Origin of the sequence: Cyanobium sp. Alchichica 3B3-8F6 (assembly GCF_024346435.1) — a bacterium.
In the GTDB taxonomy this organism is placed as follows: Bacteria; Cyanobacteriota; Cyanobacteriia; order PCC-6307; family Cyanobiaceae; genus Cyanobium_A.
Genome location: NZ_JAGQCZ010000004.1, coordinates 26422 through 49279, shown reverse-complemented (window position 1 = coordinate 49279; position 22858 = coordinate 26422). Strand labels below are relative to the sequence as shown.

The 22858-nt window shown below is 68.0% G+C and carries 20 protein-coding genes, 1 tRNA gene and 1 other RNA gene; 12 read left to right on the top strand and 10 right to left on the bottom strand.

Features of this window, described 5'->3' with window-relative positions; genetic code table 11:
* The first annotated feature begins 10 nt into the window (after nt 1–10).
* Nucleotides 11–1375, top strand: coding sequence for an APC family permease (locus tag KBY65_RS04570; protein WP_255000678.1), 1365 nt, complete (start codon nt 11–13; stop codon nt 1373–1375).
* Here KBY65_RS04570 and KBY65_RS04565 read toward each other — a convergent pair.
* Entirely contained in the window at nt 1346–2725 is a 1380-nt protein-coding gene (locus KBY65_RS04565; protein WP_255000676.1) for a four-carbon acid sugar kinase family protein, read from the bottom strand. The two genes, KBY65_RS04570 and KBY65_RS04565, sit on opposite strands and share 30 nt — an antisense overlap.
* A gap of 14 nt (nt 2726–2739) precedes the next feature.
* Between KBY65_RS04565 and KBY65_RS04560 the strand changes: the two genes are divergently transcribed.
* On the top strand, nt 2740–3918 hold the full coding sequence (locus tag KBY65_RS04560; protein WP_255000674.1) for an FAD-binding oxidoreductase: 1179 nt from the start codon (nt 2740–2742) through the stop codon (nt 3916–3918).
* Here KBY65_RS04560 and KBY65_RS04555 read toward each other — a convergent pair.
* On the bottom strand, nt 3845–4792 hold the full coding sequence (locus KBY65_RS04555) for an alpha/beta fold hydrolase (protein ID WP_255000673.1): 948 nt from the start codon (nt 4790–4792) through the stop codon (nt 3845–3847). The genes KBY65_RS04560 and KBY65_RS04555 overlap by 74 nt on opposite strands.
* Nucleotides 4793–4805: 13 nt before the next feature.
* On the opposite strand from KBY65_RS04555, the gene KBY65_RS04550 reads away from it, so the two are divergent.
* Nucleotides 4806–5153: a hypothetical protein gene (locus KBY65_RS04550; RefSeq protein WP_409996622.1), complete on the top strand. Its 348-nt coding sequence runs from the start codon at nt 4806–4808 to the stop codon at nt 5151–5153.
* Here KBY65_RS04550 and KBY65_RS04545 read toward each other — a convergent pair.
* Both KBY65_RS04545 and KBY65_RS04540 read right to left on the bottom strand, forming a co-directional pair.
* Nucleotides 5113–5652, bottom strand: coding sequence for a methyltransferase family protein (locus KBY65_RS04545; RefSeq protein WP_255000672.1), 540 nt, complete (start codon nt 5650–5652; stop codon nt 5113–5115). The genes KBY65_RS04550 and KBY65_RS04545 overlap by 41 nt on opposite strands.
* Before the next feature lie 7 nt (nt 5653–5659).
* Entirely contained in the window at nt 5660–7015 is a 1356-nt protein-coding gene (locus KBY65_RS04540; RefSeq protein WP_255000671.1) for a cation:proton antiporter, read from the bottom strand.
* Nucleotides 7016–7163: 148 nt separating this feature from the next.
* Between KBY65_RS04540 and KBY65_RS04535 the strand changes: the two genes are divergently transcribed.
* Both KBY65_RS04535 and KBY65_RS04530 read left to right on the top strand, forming a co-directional pair.
* A complete protein-coding gene (locus tag KBY65_RS04535) occupies nt 7164–9602 on the top strand; it encodes a phosphoketolase (RefSeq protein WP_255000670.1) in 2439 nt (812 codons plus the stop codon).
* Nucleotides 9599–12142 carry a glycogen/starch/alpha-glucan phosphorylase gene (locus tag KBY65_RS04530; RefSeq protein WP_255000669.1) on the top strand — a complete coding sequence of 848 codons (2544 nt, stop codon included), beginning with the start codon at nt 9599–9601 and terminating at the stop codon, nt 12140–12142. Before KBY65_RS04535 ends, KBY65_RS04530 begins: the two co-directional genes overlap by 4 nt.
* Here the strand turns inward: KBY65_RS04530 and KBY65_RS04525 are convergent.
* The 3 genes from KBY65_RS04525 to KBY65_RS04515 form a co-directional block, all read right to left on the bottom strand.
* Nucleotides 12131–12607, bottom strand: a complete 477-nt coding sequence (locus KBY65_RS04525) for a hypothetical protein (RefSeq protein ID WP_094559063.1) — start codon at nt 12605–12607, stop codon at nt 12131–12133. The two genes, KBY65_RS04530 and KBY65_RS04525, sit on opposite strands and share 12 nt — an antisense overlap.
* Before the next feature lie 36 nt (nt 12608–12643).
* A complete protein-coding gene (locus tag KBY65_RS04520) occupies nt 12644–12976 on the bottom strand; it encodes a hypothetical protein (RefSeq protein ID WP_094559062.1) in 333 nt (110 codons plus the stop codon).
* 110 nt (nt 12977–13086) lie between these two features.
* Nucleotides 13087–13160: transfer RNA gene (locus KBY65_RS04515), tRNA-Arg, on the bottom strand.
* Between the two features lie 44 nt (nt 13161–13204).
* Here KBY65_RS04515 and rnpB point away from each other — a divergent pair.
* Both rnpB and KBY65_RS04505 read left to right on the top strand, forming a co-directional pair.
* Nucleotides 13205–13624: RNase P RNA component class A (rnpB, locus tag KBY65_RS04510), an RNA gene on the top strand.
* 29 nt (nt 13625–13653) lie between these two features.
* Entirely contained in the window at nt 13654–14388 is a 735-nt protein-coding gene (locus KBY65_RS04505) for a ribonuclease III family protein (RefSeq protein WP_255000668.1), read from the top strand.
* Here KBY65_RS04505 and KBY65_RS04500 read toward each other — a convergent pair.
* Nucleotides 14366–14548, bottom strand: coding sequence for an NAD(P)H dehydrogenase subunit NdhS (locus KBY65_RS04500; RefSeq protein ID WP_094559060.1), 183 nt, complete (start codon nt 14546–14548; stop codon nt 14366–14368). The genes KBY65_RS04505 and KBY65_RS04500 overlap by 23 nt on opposite strands.
* Before the next feature lie 62 nt (nt 14549–14610).
* On the opposite strand from KBY65_RS04500, the gene rimM reads away from it, so the two are divergent.
* Together rimM and KBY65_RS04490 are read left to right on the top strand one after the other, a co-directional pair.
* The gene (rimM, locus tag KBY65_RS04495; RefSeq protein ID WP_094559059.1) at nt 14611–15219 is read left to right on the top strand and encodes a ribosome maturation factor RimM; all 609 of its coding nucleotides are present in this window, start codon (nt 14611–14613) and stop codon (nt 15217–15219) included.
* A gap of 132 nt (nt 15220–15351) precedes the next feature.
* Complete coding sequence (locus KBY65_RS04490; protein WP_255000666.1) at nt 15352–16806, top strand: mannose-1-phosphate guanylyltransferase/mannose-6-phosphate isomerase; 1455 nt, start codon at nt 15352–15354, stop codon at nt 16804–16806.
* On the opposite strand, the gene glmS is transcribed toward KBY65_RS04490, so the two are convergent.
* Both glmS and psaC read right to left on the bottom strand, forming a co-directional pair.
* Entirely contained in the window at nt 16793–18745 is a 1953-nt protein-coding gene (gene glmS, locus KBY65_RS04485; RefSeq protein ID WP_255000665.1) for a glutamine--fructose-6-phosphate transaminase (isomerizing), read from the bottom strand. The two genes, KBY65_RS04490 and glmS, sit on opposite strands and share 14 nt — an antisense overlap.
* 98 nt (nt 18746–18843) lie before the next feature.
* Nucleotides 18844–19089 carry a photosystem I iron-sulfur center protein PsaC gene (gene psaC, locus KBY65_RS04480; RefSeq protein WP_006042515.1) on the bottom strand — a complete coding sequence of 82 codons (246 nt, stop codon included), beginning with the start codon at nt 19087–19089 and terminating at the stop codon, nt 18844–18846.
* A gap of 162 nt (nt 19090–19251) precedes the next feature.
* Here psaC and acpP point away from each other — a divergent pair, with 162 nt between their 5' ends.
* Genes acpP through tkt form a run of 3 tightly spaced genes read left to right on the top strand, consistent with a single transcriptional unit; the run spans nt 19252 to nt 22786 of the window.
* Nucleotides 19252–19494 (top strand): acyl carrier protein, encoded by a 243-nt coding sequence (acpP, locus tag KBY65_RS04475; protein ID WP_094559056.1) that lies wholly within the window; start codon nt 19252–19254, stop codon nt 19492–19494.
* A gap of 8 nt (nt 19495–19502) precedes the next feature.
* Nucleotides 19503–20750 carry a beta-ketoacyl-ACP synthase II gene (gene fabF / locus KBY65_RS04470; RefSeq protein ID WP_255000664.1) on the top strand — a complete coding sequence of 416 codons (1248 nt, stop codon included), beginning with the start codon at nt 19503–19505 and terminating at the stop codon, nt 20748–20750.
* A gap of 29 nt (nt 20751–20779) precedes the next feature.
* Entirely contained in the window at nt 20780–22786 is a 2007-nt protein-coding gene (tkt, locus tag KBY65_RS04465; protein WP_255000663.1) for a transketolase, read from the top strand.
* The last annotated feature ends 72 nt before the right edge of the window (nt 22787–22858 follow it).

Below are 22858 nucleotides of genomic sequence, written 5' to 3'. Positions count from 1 at the left end.
GCCAACACCGATGAGCCAGCCAGCCCCAGGCCGGCTGCTGGACATCCTGGGCCTGGGCTTCGGCTTGGCCGGCGCCGTGGGCGGCACGATCGGGGCAGGCATCCTGCGCACCCCTGGCCTGGTGGCGGCCCAGCTGCCCAGCCCGGCCCTGGTGCTGGCGGTGTGGCTGGCCGGAGGGGTCTATGCCCTGCTGGGGGCGGTGTGCATCGCCGAGCTGGCGGCAGCGCTCCCTCAGGCCGGCGGTTGGTATGTGTACGCGGAGCGGGCCTTCGGCCGGCAGGTGGGCTTCCTGGTGGGCTGGACCGACTGGCTGGCCCACTGCATCGGCCTGGCCTGGGTGGCCACCACCGTGGGCGACTACGGCCTGGCCCTCCTACCGGCGGATCTGCTGCCGGCAGGGATGCCACTGGAGGGCAGCATCAGCAAGGGCCTGGCCCTGCTGGCGATCGGCCTGTTCAGCCTGATCCAGCTGCGGGGCCTGCGGGCCGGCAGCACCAGCCAGGAGCTGCTCAGCCTGGCCAAGGCGGTGGCCTTCCTGGCCCTGGTGGCGGCCTGCTTTCTGCTGCCCATCCCCACCGCGGCCCCCATCGCGCCCCCAACCCCTGAACCCATGACGACGCTGGGCTGGCGAAACCTCAGCCTGGCCGTGGTGCTGGCCCTGCAGGCGGTGATCACCACCTACGACGGCTGGGCCAGCCCGGTCTATTTCGCCGAGGAATTCAGCGAACCGGGGCGTGATCTGCCCCGCTCCCTGATCGGCGGGGTGCTGGCGGTGCTCGTGCTGTACCTGCTGATCAACCTGGCCCTGCTGCACGTGCTGCCGATCGCCCAGCTGGCCAACTCCAGCCTGCCGGCCGCAGCCGCGGCCCTGGCCCTGGCCGGCCCGCTGGGGGCAGTGCTGATCACAGCCATCGCGCTTGTGTCGCTGCTGGGCCTGATCAACACCGTGGTGATGGCCGCGCCACGGATTTTGTTTGGCCTCAGCCGTGATGGCCTGCTGCCCAGCGCTGTGGCGGCGGTGAACGGGGGCGGCACCCCGGCCGTTGCCCTGCTGATCACCAGCACGGCGGCGGCGGCCCTGGTGCTGGCCGGCTCGTTCGAGCGGCTCCTGGCCATGGGTGCCGTGCTCTACGTGAGCCTGCCGCTGGCGGGCATCGCCGCGCTGCTGGCCCTGCGCCGCCAGGAGCCCAACCTGCCCCGCCCCTTCCGCACCTGGGGTTACCCCCTCACCCCCCTGCTGGTCGCCGCGGTGTCGCTGGCCTATCTGGTCGGCACGGCCCTGGGCGACTGGGTCGACAGCCTGGCTGCCCTGGTGCTGGTGGCCCTGGGCTACGCAGCCTCCCGGCTAATCCGCGTCTCCCAAGCAGGAAGTTGAGCCCTGCCCCTCCATCCAGCACCAGGCCTGCCGCAGGGTGTCCGCTTCGCCCAGGTTGCCGGGAAAGGTGAGCACGGGTTGCCCCGGCACCGGCCCATCCGCGGGCGTCAGCACCAGCGACAGCCCCGGCAGCAGCTGGCCCTGCAACTCCACCGCCGCTAAGGCAAGGCCATCGGCCAGCAGGGTGTGGCTGGTGATGCCGCCCTTGCTGATCACGTAGCCAAGCCGGGGGGCGAGGGCCGCCGCCAACCGCGCCATCAGCCCCGCCAGGGCCTCCCCAAGCCGGCGCCGCTCCTGAGGCGAAGCACACACGAGCTCCCCGCGACTGGTGGCCAGCACCGGCGTCTGCCCCGCCGCCAGCACGGCCTGCAGCTGCGCCAGCCAGCTCCGCTCCAGCGAAGCCAGCAGCTCCGCGGGTGCCGGCCCCTCGAGCACCCGCTGGACTTTGGCCACATCCAGCTCCACCAGCCCGCAAACCGGCTCCACCAGCAGGGCAGCCAGCTGGGCATCAGCCAGGGGCACGTGGGAGCCCACCAGCACCAAACCCGGCAGCGGCGCACCATCGCGATCGCGGCGCCGCAACCCCGCCAAACCAGCCGCATCGCGGGGCTGAGGCGGCAGGGCCGCCAAAGCCTGGATCCAGCTCGCCGCCGACTGGGACAGCACGGCCCTGGACGCGGCGCGCACGGCCCCGGCCAGGGCCGCCAGCTGCCCAGGCCGCTCCCCATCCACGGCCACCACGGGCTGGTTCTCCAGCCCGTCCAGCCACTGGGCCAGGTCGTGGCCCCCATCCTGAGCAGCCCGATCCAGCTCGGCGCCTTCGAGGCGGAGCACGTCCGCAGCGGGGATGCGGCCGCCGCTCTTCTCCTCCACCCAGGCCGGCAGGTCGCTGCTGCCATAGCCGAACAAGCCATCCCTGGCGAAGGGCGTTTCATGCACGGGCTGGCCATTCAGGAGGTGCACCCCGCCCACCGTGGTGCGCCCCCCATCCAGAAATGCCGGGATCAGCAGGGTGGCGGCGAACGGACCCAGCTCAGCAGCGATCACGTCCACCTCCAGGGGGAAATGGCCCCGCAGGGTGGAATCGCCGCGGCTCACCAGCCACCAATGCGCGATGCCGGCAGCGGGCAGGGCCACCGCCAGGGCCCGGCAGATTTCGCGCACCCGATCGGCGGCCGGCTGGGGCGCCAGGCCCCGGGTGTTGGCCAGCAGAAACAGCAGCGGCGACGGGTGCCTCAGCCCCGCCGCCAGGGTGGCTGGGTCCCAGCGCAGCAGCAGCGGACAGCTGTGCACGGTCTGGGAGCCGGTGGGGTCATCGTCGATGACGATGATTTTGGTGGGAGCGGCCATGGCACCATCGTGCCGTGATCACTCCGGAGCCCAGCGAGCTGCAGGAGCTGGTGCGAGCGCTGCACCGGCAGGCCACCCCCTGGCAACCCGCCGGCCTGGGCAGCCGCCTCAGCTGGGGGCCGCCGGTGGCTGCTGGCAGCACAACCGTGAGCTGCGGCCGCTTGCGCGGCATCGTCGAGCACAGCCCTGGCGATTTCACCGTGACGGCCCAGGCCGGCACACCACTGGTGGAGGTGCAGGCGGAGCTGGCCCACCACGGGCAGTGGCTGGCCCTCGACTGGCCCTGGGGCAGCGGGCCCGCCGGTGAAGCCAGCGGCAGCCTCGGCGGCCTGGTGGCGCGAGGCTTGGCCGGTGGCCTGCGTCAGCGTTACCTGGGCGTGCGCGACCAGCTGATCGGCATCGAGCTGATCCGCGCCGACGGCACCCGCGCCCGGGCCGGCGGCAAGGTGGTGAAAAACGTGGCCGGCTACGACCTGATGCGCCTGTTCACCGGCAGCTGGGGCGCCCTGGGCCTGATCACCAGCGTCACCCTGCGCACCCTGCCGCTGCCGCCCCAGCGGCGGGGCCTGTGGCTCAGTGGCCCGCTGGAGGCCCTGGGGCAGCTGAGTGGCTGGCTGCTGAGCTCAAGCCTCAGCCCGGAGCGAATCGACTGGTGGCGCGCCGGCCCCGCCCAAGGGGGCGACACCGGACTGCTGATCAGCCTCGCCAGCATCAACGCCCGCACCCTCGACGAGCAGATCACCTGCATCGCCGCCAAAGCCACCCCCTTTGGCATCGCCGCCCTGCCGCTGGAGCCGGCCGACCTCGATGCCCGCGTGGCCGAAAGCCGTGGCCCGGGGCCCGAGGCCTGCGACTGGTTGCTGCGCCTGGCCGTGCGCCCCAGCGAGGCGCCCGCCCTGCTGGCTGAAGCCGCTCTGACCGGCCTGCCGGTGTGCCTCAGTGCCGGCAGCGGGATCGGCTTCGCCTGGGCAGCGGCAGACCAACTGCCGGCCTACCGAGTGGAGGCGCTGCGGCGGAGCTGCCTGGGCTGGGGCGGCTATCTCACCGTGCTGCGTCAACCGGCTGGGGCCCAGCTCCCAGCCTGGCTGGATGCCCCATCCCGGCCGATGATCGAGGCGATCAAGCGCCAGTTCGACCCGAAGCAGCTACTGGCGCGAGGTCGGCTGCCGGGGGTGCAGCCGCCGCCGCACTGAGGCCGTCCATCCACTCCAGCAGGGCCGCATTCACCAGCCCAGGCACCTCATCGTGGGGGCAGTGGCCCGCGTCCAGCACCACCTCGCTGGTGGCAGCCGGTGCATGGCGTTGGAAGGCGGCGCGGCGGCCTACGGCGTTGATCCAGGGATCGCGGATGCCCCAGAGCAGCAGCAGCGGGCAACCCAGCTGGGCGAACAGCTCATCGAGGGGCTGGCCGCGGGGAATGTCGAACACGGTGCGGAACACGCCAAAGGCGCCCGGATCCAGAGAGGGCCGGCGGATCGCCTCCACCAGCGCGTCATCGACGTTGGTCTTGTCGATGTACACCTGATTGAGGGTGCGGCGGATCGTGGCGGGCCGGCGCAGGTTTTCAAACAGCAGCCGCTGCAGCACCGGGCTCTTCAGCAAGGCGCCCCCGATCGTCTGGCGGGCGATCGCGCCCCAGCCCTTGGGCGGCGCCTGCTCATCGCTGAACGGGCCGGCAGCGTTGAGCAACGCCACCCCGGCAGCCTGCCTGCCGAGGGCCACCCCGGCGGCCAACGCCGAGAAACCCCCGAGCGAATTGCCCACCAGCACCGTGGGCCGGCCGATGCGCTCGCTCACGTAGGCGGCCAGCTGGTCGCGCCAGAGGGCGCCGCCATAGGCCAGCGCGGCGGGCTTGGCGCTGCGGCCGAAGCCCAGCAGGTCGATGGCGTGCACCTCGTGGCGCTCGGCCAGCACGGGAATGTTGTAGCGCCAGTGGTCGGTGGAGGCGCCGAAGCCGTGCACCAGCAGGATCGCCGGCCCTTCGGGCTGGGCCGGCGCCGCCGTCACGGCATACACGGGATGGCCGGCGTAGCTCCAGGGCTGCGGATTCGACACAGAAGCCACCATGCACGGCGCCAGGGTGGTTGATGCTAGGGAGAACCGCGGCGCGCCATTGCCCCTCACCAGCCCCGACTGGACTCCCTTCCTGCCGGGGATCGCCCTCTGGGCCCTGGCGCTCTATCTGCCCTTGAGCGGGCCCCTGACACGCCTGGAGGAGGCGCTGGCGGCAGGCCCCCTGCCCGCAGCAGCTCAGCAAATAGCGCTGGTGGTCAGCAGCCTGCTGCTGGCCCTGGCCATCGGGGTGCTGGCCGACCTGGCCCTGAGCTGGGCTCTCGGCCCCGACTGGGCCAGCAGCCTCGGCCTGATCGCCGCCGGCTGGGGGCTGTTCACAGCACTCGCCAGTCGAGCCAGGGAAGGCGGGGAATGATGGCGGGCGTCGCGGCCCGGTAGGCGGCGTACTCGGGGTGAACCGCCGCCAGTGCCCGCTCCTCCCGGCGCGCCTTGCCGCCCAACACGGCCGCCAGGCCCAGCAGCAAGGCCAGATGCAACAGGCTGCCGAGGGCCAGGGTCACGCCCAGCGAGCACAGCAGCACGGCTTGATACAGGGGATGACGGCAGCGGCCATAGGCGCCGCTGCTCACCAGAGGGGCGCCCAGGATCGGATCAGGCAGGGGGGTGAGGCTGGCTCCGAGCCCCCAGAACGCCTGGGCCGCCAACACCAACCCCACCACAAACAGCACGGCTCCGCCGAGCGCCAGCGGCAGGGGCCAGGCATAGCCCCAGGCGCCCGGGGCCGGCCAGGGGGGCAGCAGATGCGCGGCGATCAGCACCAACTGAGCCAGCAGCCACCATTCGCCATGGCGGTTGTCGAGCCAGCCGCCCCAGCTCAGCCCCCAGCGCCGCAGCGGGTTGGCGGGGGGCCTCAAGGGCAACTCAGGTGGGGATTTCGGCAAGCGGGTCAAGATCGGGGCCTCCAGCACTGCCACCCAGCACCACTCTGAGCAGGATTGGCGCCAGGAAGGTGGTGCCAATCACCATCAGCAGGATGGCGGCCTCCAGCGGTTTGGTCAGCAAACCGGCCTGGGTGCCGAGCCCCAGGAAAATCAGGCCCACCTCACCGCGGGGCATCATCCCCAGACCCACCACCAGCCGGTTGGTCTTCTCCTTGCTGACGTAGCTCCAACCGGCGGCCACCTTGCCGACGATGGCAACGGTGAGCAGGAACGCCGCCACCACGAGGCCCTCACGGTTGGCAGGGTCCAGCGGATTGAGCACCGACAGGTCCATCCCCGTGCCGATCAGCACGAAGAAAATCGTGGCAAACAGCGCTACCAGCGGTTTGACCGTGTCCTGGATGGCATGGGTGTGCTTCGAGCCACTCAGGATCAATCCCGCCGCGAAGGCCCCCAGGGCCGCCTCCAGGCCAATGGCCTGGGCCACAAAGCAGCACAACGACAACACCACAAAGGCCGCCACCACCACCTCGCCGGGGGCCTTGAGCTGGTCGAGCACCCAGTCGAAAGCAGGCGCGGCGGTGCGGCTCAGGAACAGGGCCGCCGCCACAAACACGCCAGCCGCCGCCACCAACTTGAGAATCGGCCCCAGGCTGAAGCCCTCGCCTCCAGCCAGGCTCACCACCACCGCCAGGATCACGATGCCGAGGATGTCGTCGAGCACGGCGGCACCGATCACGGTCTGGCCTTCGCGGGTGCGCAGAAACTTCAGCTCGCCGAACACACTCGCTGTGATGCCGATGCTGGTGGCGGTCATCGCCGCCCCGGCAAAGATCGACGGAATCAGCGGCACATGGAAGAGGTAATAGAGGCCGCCGGTGCCGAGGGCAAAGGGAAGCACCACGCCGGTCACCGCCACGGTGGTGGCCTGGGCACCCACCGCCACCAGCTCGTCGAGCTCGCTCTCCAGGCCTGTGAGAAACAGCAGGGCAAACAGGCCGATCTGGGAAACCGCCTCCAGGTTGGGGAAGGTTTCGGCGTAGATCGCCTGCACCGTTTCTGGCGAAATATCGGCTAGGGAGCTGAGCAACCCCAGCCCCCAGCTGCTGAGCTGAACCTGGGTGTCGGGCGGCACGATCAGGTGCAGACCGGACACCCCGATCAGGACACCCGCCACCAGCTCACCCAGGATCGTGGGCAGCTGAACCCGCACCATCAGCTCGGCCAGGAAGCGAGCCGCCACAAAGATCACCAGGAATTCCCCAACCGAAATCAGGGTTTTGGCCACCTCCGCCTGATGACTACCGATTTCAAGCAACAGGGCTGGCAACACCATGGAGGCTGAGAGCGCTTGGCAGGGCCGTTGAGGCGCCGACCTTAAAGCGGCCAGGCTCAACGTGTTCGCAAGCAGATCTCTATCCGGGCGGGCGGTTCGGCTATGGCAGCCATCGCTACGGTCTGAATCCAGGATTCATGCAAACGCCATGGCTGAAGACCTGACCTCGGAGCAGCTGCAACACCTGGATGCCTGGTGGCGAGCCGCCAACTTCCTGGCGGTGGGGATGATCTACCTGCAGGACAACCCGCTGCTGGCCGAACCGCTGCGGCCCGAGCACATCAAGAACCGCCTGCTAGGTCACTGGGGATCCTCCCCGGGTCAGGCGTTCATCTGGGCCCATGCCAACCGGCTGATCCGCGAGCGCGATCTCGACATGATCTACCTGTCTGGCCCAGGCCACGGGGCCCCGGGCGTGCTGGCACCGACCTACCTGGACGGCTCCTACAGCGAGATTTATCCCAACAAATCCCAGGATGCCGCCGGGATGGGGCGGTTCCTCAAGCAGTTCTCCTTCCCTGGCCAAATCGGCAGCCATTGCACCCCGGAAACACCCGGCTCGATCCATGAGGGCGGCGAGCTCGGCTATGTGCTCTCCCACGCCTGTGGGGCCGTGTTCGACAACCCCTCACTGATTGCCCTGGCCTGCGTCGGCGATGGCGAGGCGGAAACCGGTCCGCTGGCCACCAGCTGGCACATCAACAAGTTTCTCAACCCGATGAGCGACGGGGCGGTGCTGCCGGTGCTGCATCTCAATGGCTACAAAATCGCCAACCCCACCCTGCTGGCGCGCATCCCCAAAGAGGAGCTCGCCAGCCTGATGCGGGGCTACGGCTGGGAGCCGTTGTTTGTGGAAGGCAGCGAGCCGATGGCCATGCACGCTGCCATGGCCGCCGCGATGGACGGCGCCGCGGACCGCATCGCCGCCATCCAGGCGAAGGCACGCCGCAGCGGTGATCCCACCCGCGTCAGCCGGCCCGTCTGGCCGATGATTGTGCTGCGCTCGCCCAAGGGCTGGACCGGCCCAGCGGCCCTGGGCGACAAGAAGCTCGAGAACTTCTGGCGCGCCCACCAGGTGCCCCTGCCCAACCCCAAGGGCGATCCTGAGCAGCTGCACATGCTGGAAGCCTGGCTTAAGAGCTACCGCCCCTGGGAGCTCTTTGACGACCAGGGGCGGCTGCGGCCGGAGCTTCAGGCCCTCTCCCCCACGGGCCGCCGCCGCATGGGCTCCAACCCCCATGCCAATGGCGGGCTGCTGCGCCGCAAGCTGCGCCTGCCGGCGATCGAGCGCTACGCCGTCGCCCTCAATGCTCCAGGTCAGGTGGAGCATGAGAACACTGCCCCACTGGGGGAGCTCCTGCGCGATGCCATTGAGCTCAACCCTGATTCAGTGCGGGTGTTCGGGCCGGATGAAACCGCCTCCAATCGCCTGCAGGCGATCTACGAGCGCAGCAAAAAAGTGTGGATGGAAGAGCTGCTGCCTGAAGACGCCGGCGTCAATGGCGCGGGCGGCAGTGAGCTGAGCCGCAGCGGTCGGGTGGTGGAGATGCTCTCCGAGCACACCCTGGTGGGAATGATGGAGGGGTACGTCCTCACCGGTAGGCACGGCTTTTTCCACACCTACGAGGCCTTCGCCCATGTGATCGCCTCGATGTTCAACCAGCACGCCAAGTGGCTGGAGAGCTGCATCCATCACGCCCCCTGGCGGGCCCCGATCTCCGCCTGGAACTGCCTGATCAGCTCAACCGTGTGGCGCCAGGACCACAACGGCTTCACCCACCAGGACCCGGGCTTCATCGACCTGGCTGGCAACAAGAGCGGAGAGGTGGTGCGCGTCTACCTACCCGCCGATGCCAATTGCCTGCTGGCGGTGGCCGAAGAAGCGCTGCTGGAAACCAACGTGTGCAACATCATCGTTTCCGACAAGCAGAGCCACCTCCAGTACCTCAACCTCGCCCAGGCGCGCGCCCATGTGGCCAAGGGCATCGGCCTGTGGAGCTGGGCCAGCAACGACGACTGCGGCACCGAACCGGATGAGCCCGATCTGGTGATGGCCTGCGCCGGGGACGTCCCCACCAAGGAAACGCTGGCGGCCGTGGAGATCCTGCGCCGCGAAATCCCCTCGCTCAAGATCCGCGTGCTCAACGTGGTGAAGCTGTTTTCCCTCACCACCCCCAACGAACACCCCCACGGGCTGAGCGACCGCGACTTCGACAGCCTGTTCACCACCGATCGGCCGGTGATCTTCAATTTCCACGGTTACCCGTGGCTGATTCACCGGCTCACCTACCACCGCACCAACCACCCCAACTTCCACGTGCGCGGCTACAAGGAGAAGGGGAATATCAACACCCCGCTTGAACTGGCGATGAACAACCAGATCGACCGCTTCAACCTGGTGATCGATGTGATCGACCGGGTGCCACGATTGGGATCGCGAGCCGCCCACGTCAAGGAGCGGATGAAGGAGGCGATCCTGGCCAACCGTGCCTACGCCCACCTGCACGGCATGGATGCCGACGACGTGACGAACTGGCGGTGGTCTGCAGGCCGTGCCCCGGCCCATGACGGAGGATTGCTCGTATGAGCGACCTTCAACCCAGCAACCTGCACCTGCCCACCCCAGGCTGCTACGCGGACTCCGATCGCAGCGGGCTCGCCGCTGACGACGTGTTCGACGGCATGACCGAGCACCTCTTCTACACGCTCGGCAAACTCGCCCCCACGGCCAGCCTCCACGACCTCTACATGGCCCTCAGCTACGCCGTGCGCGATCGGCTGATGACCCGTTACCTGGCCGGCATTGAAGCCCTGAGCGCCACACCCACGCGGGTGGTGGCCTACCTCTCGGCCGAATTCCTGATCGGGCCGCAACTGGGCAACAACCTGCTGATGCTGGGCATCCAGCAGGAGGCGGCGGAGGCGCTGCGCCGCTTCGGCATCAACGACATCAACGAGATCCTCGACGTGGAGGAGGAGCCGGGCCTGGGCAACGGCGGACTGGGGCGGCTGGCGGCCTGTTTCCTCGAATCGCTGGCCTCGCTGGAGATCCCCGCCACCGGCTACGGCATCCGCTACGAGTTCGGCATCTTCGACCAGCTGATCCGCGACGGCTGGCAGGTGGAAATCACCGACAAGTGGCTCAAGAGCGGCTGGCCCTGGGAGCTGCCCCACCCCGACCAGGCCTGCTTCGTGGGCTTCGGTGGCCGCACCGAGAGCTACCGCGATGAGCACGGCACCTACCGGGTGCGCTGGATTCCTGAGGAGCACGCCATCGGCATCCCCCACGACGTGCCGGTGCTGGGCTACCGGGTCAACACCTGCGACCGGCTGCGCCTCTGGCGCGCGGACGCCACCGAATCCTTCGACTTCTACGCCTTCAACATCGGCGATTACTACGGCGCCGTGGAGGAAAAAGTGGGTTCGGAGACCCTCTCCAAGGTGCTCTATCCCAACGACGGCACCGACGAGGGCCGCCGCCTGCGCCTCAAGCAGCAGCACTTCTTCGTGAGCTGCTCCCTGCAGGACATGATCCGCAATCTTGATGCCCGCGGCATCCCGATCACCGAATTCCCCGACCACTGGGCCGTGCAGCTCAACGACACCCACCCGGCGATCGCCGTGGCGGAGCTGATGCGCCTGCTGCTCGACGACAAAAACCTCGACTGGGAGGTTGCCTGGAGCATCACCAGCCGTTCGGTGGCCTACACCAACCACACCCTGTTGCCCGAGGCCCTGGAGAAGTGGGGGCTGGGGCTGTTCGGCTCCCTGCTGCCGCGGCACTTGGAGCTGATCTACGAGATCAACCGCCGCTTCCTGCAGCAGGTGCGTCTCAAGTACCCGGGCAACGAGCAGATCCTGCGCAAGATGTCGATCATCGACGAGGAGGGCGGCAAGGCGGTGCGCATGGCCCACTTGGCCACCGTGGCGTCGCACCACGTCAATGGTGTGGCGGCCCTGCACAGCGAACTGGTCAAAACCGAGCTGTTCCCTGAGTTCGCCGCCCTGTGGCCGGAGAAGTTCACCAACGTCACCAACGGCGTGACCCCCCGGCGCTGGGTGGCCCTGGCCAATCCCCAGCTCTCAGCCCTGCTGAACGAATCGATCGGCGAGGGCTGGGTCAATCACCTCGATGAACTGCGCAAGCTGGAGCAGTTTGTGGACGACAGCAGCTTCCTGGAGCGCTGGCAGGCCACCAAGCTGGCCGTGAAGGGCCAGCTGAGCCATTACATCCACCGCCACACCGGCGTGCTAGTGGATCCGGCGTCGCTGTTTGACGTGCAGGTGAAGCGCATCCACGAATACAAGCGCCAGCACCTCAACGCCCTGCAGGTGATCGCCCAATACCTGCGGATCAAGAACGGCCAGGCCGACGGCATGGCACCCCGCACCGTCATCTTCGGCGGCAAGGCAGCGCCCGGCTATTACATGGCCAAGCTGATCATTCGCTTCATCAACGGCATCGCCGAAACGATCAACGCCGATCCCGACATGGAGGGCCGCCTGCGGGTGATCTTCCTGGCCGACTACAACGTCAAGCTGGGCGAGCGGGTCTACCCCGCCTCCGATCTCTCCGAGCAGATCTCCACCGCCGGCAAGGAAGCCTCCGGCACCGGCAACATGAAGTTCGCCATGAATGGCGCCCTCACCATCGGCACCCTGGATGGCGCCAATGTGGAGATCCGCGAGCAGGTGGGCGCCGACAACTTCTTCCTGTTCGGCAAAACCGCAGAGGAGATCTCCAGCCTGCACAACAGTGGCTACCGCCCCTGGGAGCTGATCGGCAGCATGCCGGAGCTCGCTGAGATCCTGCGGCTGGTGGAGCAGGGCCACTTCAGCAATGGCGACGGCGACCTGTTCCGGCCCCTGCTGCAGAACCTCACCGGCCGGGATCCCTTCTTCGTGCTGGCCGATTTCAACGCCTATCTGCAGGCCCAGGCCGACGTGGATCGTGCCTGGGCCGACCGAGGCCGCTGGAACCGGATGTCGCTGCTCAATTCAGCCCGCAGCGGCTTCTTCTCCTCCGACCGCTCGATCCGCGACTACGCCGAACGGATCTGGCGGGCCGAGAGCTTCCCTGTGACCATCACCTGTGAGATGGACGAACCCGAAGGCCTAACCCGGTAGGTCCGGGGTTTGGTGCAGCAGGCGATTGAGCCGCAGGCGGTCGGCATTGAGGGGGTCGGGGGCCAGCTCGCCGGCCACCTCTCGGAACTTCTGCTCCACCTCCTCGGGCACGCGCACATCGAAGATGCGCTCCATCAGCGCCTCAATCGAGAACAGGTGGGCGTTGATGTTCTCCAGATCGGCCATGGCCTGCTGGAACGCATCGGGCTCGCCAGCCTGATCTCCGGCCTGATCGGCCCCAGCTCCGGCTGCCTGGGCGGCAGGAGCGGACTGGGCGGCGGACTCGGCCGCCTCCTGTTGCTTCTGCAGTTCCTCCATCACCCGTCCAGCCAGGGTGCGAAACGACTGCAGCGCAGCCCAATTCAGCTCCTGCTGCTGGCGCAGGGTGGGGTTTTCACGGATCAATCGGTCGTGTTCCCGATAGAAACGCTGGCAATCAGGGCATTGGCAGGGCTCTTCGGGCACCGCACTCCCTTGGGTTGTCAAATTCCATCATGACACTCACGCCGCCAGGGGGCCTGGGTCGCGTTGGTCGTCGCCCAATTCGTCGATCTCGCCGCTGGCGGCCGGCAGGGGGATCTCGATCGAGGTGACCACATGGATCACATCGCGCAGGCGCATGGAATCGGCAAACCAGCCCATGGCCTGCTCGGTGTCGCCGCGACGCTCGGCGTCGGTGGCCTGCTCTTCATGGGCTTCCGCCAGCAGGGCCAGCCAGCAGAGGCAGCGGGCCTGCACCACCGAAAGGTCGAGCTCATCGGGCTGGCTGTCAGCGATGCGCTCGCTCTCCTGCTGCACCAGCAGCCGCAGACGCAGATCGTGAAGCTGGGTCATCGCGGTCAGACGACTGGAACCACGCTAGCCCCGGTGGCCGAAATGGGTAGACCACCACCCGTAGCGCTCACTACCAGCAACGCAGAAAGCGCAGCGGCTGGGACCAGAAGCGGGGCTGGCGGGACTCGAACCCACGACCTACGGTTTAGGAAACCGTCGCTCTATCCGGCTGAGCTACAGCCCCCCGCGACCATCCCGCAAGACGTCCGCAGGGGCATTATGGGATGTGAAAGCAGGCGAGGTGATCGCGATCAGGGCTGGGGTCCTTCTGCGGAGGAGCCCCAGCGCCTGGTTGAGGAAAGTCCGGGCTCCCCAATGGCCAGGCTTGCTGGGTAACGCCCAGTGCGGGTGACCGTGAGGACAGTGCCACAGAAACACACCGCCGATGGCAGGGGGCTCGCCCCCTGATCAGGCAAGGGTGCAAGGGTGCGGTAAGAGCGCACCAGCAGCATCGAGAGGTGCTGGCTCGGTAAACCCCGGCTGGGAGCAAGGCCAAGGGACAACGGTTGGCCATGACACCCGTCCCGCTTCAAGTGCGCCGCTCGAGGCCGCCGGTAACGGCGGTCCCAGACAGATGATCACCCCCCGCCCCTGGCCTCCGGGCTTGCGGCGGGAGAACAGAACCCGGCTTACGTCCTGCTTTCACCCTTTGCTCCAGCCCGCGATCCCCTCCAGCCATGGGACCCGAACGCCACCAGCAGTTGGTTGCCTTCCTGCGGTCCTTAGACCTGGAACCCGGCAACCGCAATCTTGCTCCCATTGAGGAGGCCCTCACCCACACGTCCGCGGGCCGGGCCGTCAACCACGAGCGGCTGGAGTTTCTGGGCGACGCCGTGCTGCGGCTGGCGGCCTCCGAATTCCTACAGCAGCACTATCCGAGCTTGAGTGTGGGGCGCTGCTCAGCCCTACGGGCCCAGCTGGTGAGCGACCGCTGGCTGGCCGAACTGGGCGAGCGCTGCGGCATCGAAGCCATGCTGCACCTGGGCCCGATGGCCAGCGGCGACCGGGCCGGACAGGCCACCGTGCGGGCGGAGTGCTGCGAAGCCCTGCTGGGCGGCCTCTATGAGGCCTGGGGTGCCGGCCAGGGCGGCCTGGAGCCAGTGCACCGCTGGCTCACCCCCCACTGGCAGCGCAGCAGCGCCGAACTGCTGGCCGATCCAGACCGCCACAACTGGAAGTCAGCCCTGCAGGAATGGACCCAGGCCGCTGGGCTGGGCCTGCCCCACTACAGCTGCGAGGAATGCAGCCAGATCCACGCCGACCCATGCCGCTTTCGCTGCACGGTGACGGTTTGCGGCCCTGGCGTCGCGGTGAACGGGGGTCACGAAGGTTGGGGCCGCTCGCGGCGTAGCGCCGAACAGGAAGCGGCTCGCGCCGCCCTGGCGGTGCTCAAGCCTGCTCGAGAATCTTGAGCGGCATGGTGACCAGCTTGTCCCAGTTGCCCCCCTCAAACAGCACGGCAGCCTGCTGGCCGCTGATGCGCTGCACGAAGCCCCGATAGCCGTTGTAAATCGAGCGGCCGTCGCGCACCACCACGGTGGAGCCCGGCAGGATCGGCAACAGGTCGGCCATGGTTCAGGCGAGGCGTGGGGTCATTATCGGGGGAGAAGGACCGGTGAGGGAATCAGACGGGCATGGCTGATCTGAGCGACACCGATCGTCCCGGCGACTCCCCCCAAGACGAGCTCATGGTGGTGGGCAAGATCGTGGCCGCCCAGGGACTAATGGGGGAACTGCGGATCCTGCCCCTCAGCGATTTCCCCGAACGCTTCACCCGGGCCGGACAACGCTGGCTGCAGCGGCGCGACGAGGATCCGCGGCTGGTAGAGCTGCGGGGCGGGCGCCAGCTGCCGGGCAAGGGGCTGTTTGTGGTGCGGCTGGCCGATGTCGAAAGCCGCGAGGCGGCCGAAGCCCTGGTGGGCGAGCAGTTGTTGGTGCGCGCCAACGACCGGCCCAAGCTGGCCCGAGGAGAATTCCACCTGCTCGATCTGGTGGGCACCGAAGTGCGGCTGCTGGAGACCGGTCAGGTGATTGGCCGGGTCTGCGACCTGATCCACGCCGGCAATGACCTGCTGGAGGTGGAGCAGGCCAGCCCGAGTGGTCCGCGGCGTTTGCTGATCCCCTTCGTGAAGGCGATTGTGCCCGAAGTGCACCTGAGCGAAGGCTGGGTTGGCATTACCCCGCCACCGGGGCTGCTGGAGCTGGGGATGGCCCAGGAGAAAAGCCGAGGAGAGCCGGCCTGAACCCTCTTCCCCCTTCCTCCTGAATTCTGTACAGGCTGTACAGAATTCAGGAGGCCTTGCGCAACACCTCTGCAGGCGAAGCGCCGCCTGGGCTGCTGAAATAGCCGTAGGCCTGGCTTCCACCCCCGCGCGATGACAAGTCTTGTACCGGTGATCCTGTGCGGCGGCACCGGCACGCGGCTGTGGCCGCTCTCGCGGGCCAGCTATCCCAAGCAGTACTGGCCCCTGGCCGGCAGCGGCGAAGACACCCTGCTGCAGCAAACCCAGCAGCGTCTGGAGGGTCTGCCAGGGCTGGCGCCACCACTGCTGATCTGCAACGAGGACCACCGCTTCATCGTGGCCGAGCAGATGCGCCAGATCGGCGTCGAGCCCGCCGGCATTCTGCTGGAGCCGATCGGCCGCAACACCGCTCCGGCCGTGGCGGTGGCGGCCCTACAGGCCACGGCCCAGGGCGACGATCCGCTGCTGCTGGTGCTGGCGGCCGACCATGTGATCCGGGATGCGGCCGCCTTCCGCGCGGCGGTTGTCGCCGGAGCGGCGGCGGCCGAGGCGGGGCAACTGGTGACCTTTGGGATCGTGCCCACCGCCCCGGAGACGGGCTACGGCTACATCGAAGCTGCCCACGCGTTGACGGATGCCAGCGCGCCGGTGCCGATCGCCCGCTTTGTGGAGAAGCCGGATCGGGCCACCGCCGAGGCGTTTCTGGCCACGGGCCGCTTCACCTGGAACAGCGGCATGTTCCTGTTCAAGGCCAGCGCCATCCTGGCGGAGCTGGAGCGGCTGGCCCCTGAGGTGGTGAATGCCTGCCGCGCCGCGCTGGAGCAGGACAGCGCCGATCTCGATTTCCTGCGGCTGGAGCGGGAAGCCTTTGCCGGCTGCCCGAACGTGGCCCTCGACGTGGCCGTGATGGAGCGCACCGACCGCGGCGCTGTGCTGCCGCTGGAGGCGGGCTGGAGCGATGTGGGCAGCTGGAGCGCCCTGTGGGAAACGGCCGCGGAGCGCGACGCGCAAGGCAACGTGCTGCGGGGCCGGGTGATCCACGAAGACGCCCGCAATTGCTACCTGCGCAGCGAGCACCGGCTGGTGGTGGGCCTCGGGGTGGAAGACCTGGTGGTGGTGGAAACGGATGATGTGGTGCTGGTGGCCCACCGCGACCGGGCCCAGGACATCAAAAGCATCGTGGGGCTGCTGGAGCGGGAGGGCGCGCCGGAAAGCAAGGCCCACCGCAAGATCTACCGGCCATGGGGGTCGTACGACGGGATCACCGAAGGTGAGCGCTGGCAGGTGAAAACGATCGTGGTTAATCCGGGGGCGAGCCTGTCGCTGCAGATGCACCACCACCGCACCGAGCACTGGATCGTGGTGAAGGGAACGGCGGTCGTGGAGAAGGACGGCCGCCAGGAGCTGGTGGGCGAAAACCAGAGCACCTACATCCCCCTGGGCTGCCGCCACCGCCTCTCCAACCCCGGCAAGATCCCGGTGGAACTGATCGAGGTGCAGAGCGGCCCCTACCTGGGCGAAGACGACATCGTGCGCTTTGAAGACCGCTATGGCCGCAGCGACACCGTCGCCGCTACTCAACCGTGACGCTCTTGGCCAGGTTGCGGGGCTGATCCACATCCAGACCCCGGTGGGCGGCGATGTGATAGCTGAGCAACTGCATCGGAATCACCGTCAGAAGCGGGCTGAGCAGCTCATCGACCACCGGCACCGGCAGCAGCACATCAAATAGCTCGGCATCGGGGCAATCGGGGGCCACGCCAATCAACTGGGCATCGCGGGCCTTGGCCTCCTGGGCGTTGCTCAGCACCTTCTCGAACACAAGCCCGGGCACCGCGATCGACACCACCGGCACCTTCGCGTCGAGCAGGGCGATCGGGCCATGCTTCATCTCGCCGGCCGGATAGCCCTCGGCGTGGATGTAGCTGATCTCCTTGAGCTTCAGCGCACCCTCCAGGGCGATCGGGTAGTTGATCCCCCGCCCCAGGAAGATCACATCCTGGGTGCCCTCAAAGCGGTGGGCCAGGGCGGCGCAGCGCTGGTCGTGATCGGCCACCAAGGCTTCGAGCTGCTGGGGTAGCTGCCGCAACGCCGCCGCCAGGGCCTTGAGCTCCTCGCGGCTGCGGCCCGACGTGCCACCCCCCTGGCGCTGGCCCACCCGCCGCTCGGCAAAGGCCAGGGCCAGGCCGTAGAAGGCCAGCAGCTGCCCCAGAAACGTCTTGGTGGCCGCCACGCCCACCTCAATGCCGGCGCCGATGTCGAGGATGTGGTCCACCATCCGCGCCAAGGAGCTTTCCGGCCGGTTGGTGATTCCCAGCAACCGCGGCGCAAAAGCCGGATCGGCCACCAGCTGGCGCCGCTCCTGCTCCATCGCCAGAGCCGCCAACGTGTCGGCCGTTTCGCCGGATTGGGTGACGCCGATCGTGAGGGTGTGGGGCGTCAGCGGCGGCGGCGCATAGCGGAATTCACTGGCGTAGAAGACGCTGGTGGGAATGCCGGCCAGCTGCTCGAGCAGGTAGGCCCCCACCTGAGCGGCATGGCGACTGGTGCCGCAGGCCAGGATCTGGATCCGCTCCACCCCCTCCAACACCTCCGCCGCCAGCGGCAGCGCCACCAAAGGTGTTGCTTGCCCGACCACAGCCTCCGGCAGGTGGTGGGCCACCCACAGGGCCGCGGTTTCGGGCTGCTCGTGGATCTCTTTGAGCATGAAGTGGCGGAAGCTGCGCTTGTCCACCACGTGTTCGGTGCCGCTCAGCAGGCTGGGGCTGCGCTGCACCCGCTCCCCGTCGGCGTCGTAAAGCTCGATGCCCAAGGGGGTGAGCAGGGCCACCTCGCCGTCCTCCATCGGCAGGATCGTGCGGGTGAAACCCGCCAGCGCCGGGGTGTCGCTGGCGCAGAGAAATTCCCCTTCCCCCAGGCCGATCAACAACGGCGCCGCCTTGCGGGCCACCACCAGGGCCCCAGGCGCTTCGGCCCACACCACCGCCAGGGCGTAGGCGCCGTGCAGCAGGGGCAGCACCTCCTGCACCGCCTGCAGCAGCAGGCTGCCGCTGGCCACCCGGGCTCGCCCGCCTTGCACGCCCGCCTGCAGCCGCGCCAATTGACGGGCCAGCAGGTGGGGGATCACCTCGGTGTCCGTCTCGGAGCGGAACACCACCCCTTCCGCCTGCAGCTCCTCGCGGAGGGTGCGGTAGTTCTCAATGATGCCGTTCTGCACCACCGCCAGCTGGCCGCTGCCATCGAGATGGGGATGGGCGTTGCGCTCCTCTGGCTTGCCGTGGGTGGCCCAGCGGGTGTGGCCGATGCCGCAGTGCCCGGGAGCTCCCTGGGCCTCGAATCGCGCCGTCAGGTTCACAAGTTTGCCCTCGGCCTTGAGGCAGTGCAGCCGGCCCGGCCCCGCATCCGCCTGGGCATCCACCGTGGCGATCCCGGCCGAGTCGTAGCCCCGGTATTCCAGCTGGCGCAGACCCTCCAGCAGCTGGGGAGCCGCCTCCCGCGATCCGATCAGGGCAACGATGCCGCACATAGGGCTGGGCCAGCGAGGGGCGCAAGAGGGGGCGCAACAAAAAAGCCCGGCGAGGGGCCGGGCTTGAGCTTATTGGCAGTGGCGCCGAGGGACAGGACTCAGTACGAGAGGCCCATCGAGCGGCTGGTTTCGTCGCCCAGGTACACCCGGATGCTGAGGAAGTCGGTGGGACAGGCGGTTTCGCAGCGCTTGCAACCCACGCAGTCTTCGGTGCGGGGCGACGAAGCGATCTGACCGGCCTTGCAACCGTCCCAGGGCACCATCTCGAGCACGTCGAGCGGGCAGGCACGCACGCACTGGGTGCAGCCGATGCAGGTGTCGTAGATCTTGACGGCGTGGGACATTGGGCCTCGATGGGGAGGTGGCCGATAACAAACGGCGTGAGGCCAACGTACCCAAAGCTTTCGAGCCCGCAGCAGAGCCCGCGACAGCCCGTCACCCTTGTTCATACGCCGCGGAGCGACCCGCAGGGCGACCCGTAGAGTGCGTCGACTCTCACAGCGGCCATGTCCCAGGAAGCGATCTTCGAGAAAGTGCGCTCGATCGTTGCCGAGCAGCTCAGCGTGGATGCCGGTGACGTCAAGCCCGAATCCAACTTCCAAAACGATCTCGGCGCTGACTCCCTCGACACCGTCGAGCTGGTGATGGCCCTCGAAGAGGCCTTCGACATCGAAATCCCAGACGAAGCCGCCGAAGGCATCACCACCGTGGGTGACGCCGTCAAGTTCATCCAGGACAAGCAGGCCTGAGCCACCCCATGGTGCAGGGTCTCCAGCGCGTCGTCGTCACCGGTCTCGGCGCGATCACACCGATCGGCAACGACGTTCCCAGTTACTGGGAGGGGTTGCGTTCGGCGCGCAATGGCGTAGCGGGGATCACCCTGTTTGACGCCAGTCGCCATGCCTGCCGGTTTGCGGCCGAGGTGAAAAACTTCGACCCCTCCGGCTGGCTGGAACCCAAGGAATCCAAGCGCTGGGATCGCTTCTGCCAGTTCGGGGTGGTGGCGGCCAAGCAGGCCGTCGCCCATGCGGGCCTCACCATCGACGCCTCCAACCAACATCGGGTTGGCACGGCCATCGGCTCCGGCGTCGGCGGACTGCTGATGATGGAAACCCAGGCCCAGGTGCTCAACGATCGCGGTCCGGATCGGGTCAGCCCGTTCTGCGTGCCGATGATGATTCCGAACATGGCCACAGGTCTGACGGCCATCGCCCTGGGGGCGAAGGGACCGAGCACCGCCGTGGCCACCGCCTGCGCCGCCGGCTCCAATGCCATCGGCGATGCCTACCGCCTGATCCAGCTGGGCCTGGCCGATGTGATGATTGCCGGCGGGGCTGAGTCGGCCATCACTCCCTTGGGTGTGGCTGGATTTGCCAGCGCCAAGGCCCTGTCGTTCCGCAACGACGACCCCGCCACAGCCAGCCGCCCCTTTGATGCCGAGCGCAACGGTTTCGTGATCGGCGAAGGAGCCGGGGTGCTGGTGCTCGAGAGCCTCGAACACGCCCAGGCCCGCGGCGCCACGATCCTGGCCGAAGTGGTGGGCTACGGCATGACCTGCGACGCCCACCACATCACGTCACCCTCCCCTGGCGGCGTTGGTGGTGCCGAGGCGATGCGCCTGGCCCTGCGGGATGCCCAACTGGAGCCCGAAGCGGTCGACTACGTCAACGCCCATGGCACCAGCACCCAGGCCAACGACAGCAACGAGACCTCGGCCATCAAGAGCGCCCTCGGCGCGCACGCCTATCAGATTCCGGTGAGCTCCACCAAGTCGATGACCGGCCACCTCCTCGGAGGCAGCGGTGGCATCGAAGCGGTGGCGGCTGTGCTGGCGATGGAGCACAACCTGGTGCCGCCTACCATCAACTACCAAAATCCGGATCCAGCCTGTGATCTGGATGTGGTTCCCAACCAGGCCCGGGAACACACCCTCAACGTGGTGCTCTCCAATTCCTTCGGGTTTGGCGGTCACAACGTCTGCCTGGCGTTCCGCCGCATGGCGTGACCCTCCTCCCTCCCTAAACCCTCAAAGCCATGGTCGTCGCCCCCTCCACGTCCGTCGAGTCGCTCTGCGTCAACAGCATCCGCTTCCTGGCGATCGACGCGATCAACAAGTCGAACTCCGGCCACCCTGGACTGCCGATGGGCTGCGCACCCATGGCCTTCGCGCTGTGGGACAAGGTGCTCAAGCACAACCCCAAGAACCCCAAGTGGTTCAACCGCGACCGCTTCGTGCTGTCGGCCGGCCATGGCTGCATGCTGCTGTACGCGCTGCTGCACCTCACCGGCTACGACTCGGTGACCCTGGACGACATCAAGCAGTTCCGCCAGTGGGGCAGCCGCACCCCTGGGCACCCCGAAACCTTCGAGACAGCCGGCGTTGAGGTCACCACCGGCCCCCTCGGCCAGGGCATCTCCAATGCCGTGGGTCTGGCGATCGCCGAAGCCCACCTGGCCGCCAAGTTCAACAAACCCGGCTGCGAACTCGTCGATCACTACACCTACGTGATCATGGGTGACGGCTGCCATCAGGAGGGCGTGAGCGGTGAGGCTGCTTCCCTGGCCGGCCACCTGGGCCTGGGCAAGCTGATCGCCCTCTACGACGACAACCACATCACCATCGATGGCAACACCGCGGTGTCGTTCACCGAGGATGTGCTGAAGCGCTACGAGGCCTACGGCTGGCACGTCCAGCACGTGGCGGATGGCAACACCGACGTGGCCGGCATCGCCCGGGCGATCGAGGCCGCCAAGGCCGTGACCGACAAGCCCAGCCTGATCAAGGTGACCACCACCATCGGCTATGGCTCCCCCAACAAGGCCAACACCGCCGGGGTGCACGGTGCCGCCCTCGGCGCCGATGAAGCCGAACTCACCCGCAAGGCCCTCGACTGGAGCTACGGCGCATTTGAGGTGCCGCAAGACGCTTACGACCACTGGCGCCAGGCCATCAGCCGCGGTGAAGCCCTCGAAGCCGCCTGGAACGCCACCCTGGCCTCCTACCGCAGCCAATACCCCGCCGAAGCGGCTGAATTTGAGCGCCAGCTGCGCGGTGAACTGCCCCAGGGCTGGGATGCCTCCCTGCCCAGCTTCAGCCCCGAGGACAAGGGCCTCGCCACCCGCCAGCACTCCTACAACGCGCTGAACGCCTTCGGCCCCAACCTGCCCGAGCTGATCGGCGGCTCCGCCGATCTCACCCACTCCAACCTCACCGACATCAAGGGCGAGGCCAGCTTCCAGAAAGGTGGTGAGGCCAACCGCTACCTGCACTTCGGTGTGCGCGAGCACGCCATGGCGGCGATCATGAACGGCATCGCTTACCACGGCAGCGGCCTGATCCCCTACGGCGGCACCTTCCTGGTGTTCGCTGGCTACATGATCGGTGCCATGCGCCTCTCGGCCCTGAGCGAGCTGGGTGTGATCTATGTGCTGACGCACGACTCGATCGGCCTGGGCGAAGACGGCCCCACCCACCAGCCGGTGGAAACCCTCGCCAACCTGCGCGCCATCCCCAATCTTCTGGTGATGCGCCCCGGCGACGGCAACGAAACCATGGGCGCCTACCAGGTGGCCGTGACCAACCGCAAGCGCCCCACGGTGCTGGCCCTCAGCCGCCAGGCGATGGCCAACCAACCCGGTTCGGCAGCAGCCCATGTGGCCAAGGGCGGCTACATCCTGGAAGACAGCAACGGCAGCCCCGATCTGATCCTGATCGGCACCGGCACTGAGCTGGAGCTCTGCACCAAGGCCGCCGCCCAGCTGCGCGCCGAAGGCAAGAACGTCCGCGTGGTGTCGATGCCCTGCGTCGACCTGTTTGAAGAGCAGGACGCCGCCTACCGCGAGAGCGTGCTGCCCGCCGCCTGCCGCAAGCGCCTGGTGGTGGAAGCCTCCAGCTCCTTCGGCTGGCACAAGTACGTGGGCTTCGACGGTGACACCGTCTCGATCGACCGCTTTGGCGCCTCCGCCCCCGGCCCGGTGTGCCTGGAGAAGTTCGGCTTCACCGTCGACAACGTGGTGGCCAAGGCCAAGGCCCTGGGCTGATCCGCCAGGCTGGCCTGCTCCTGCTGCGCATCCGTTTCAAGCCCCGCCGCAAGGTGGGGCTTTTTTTGGCCT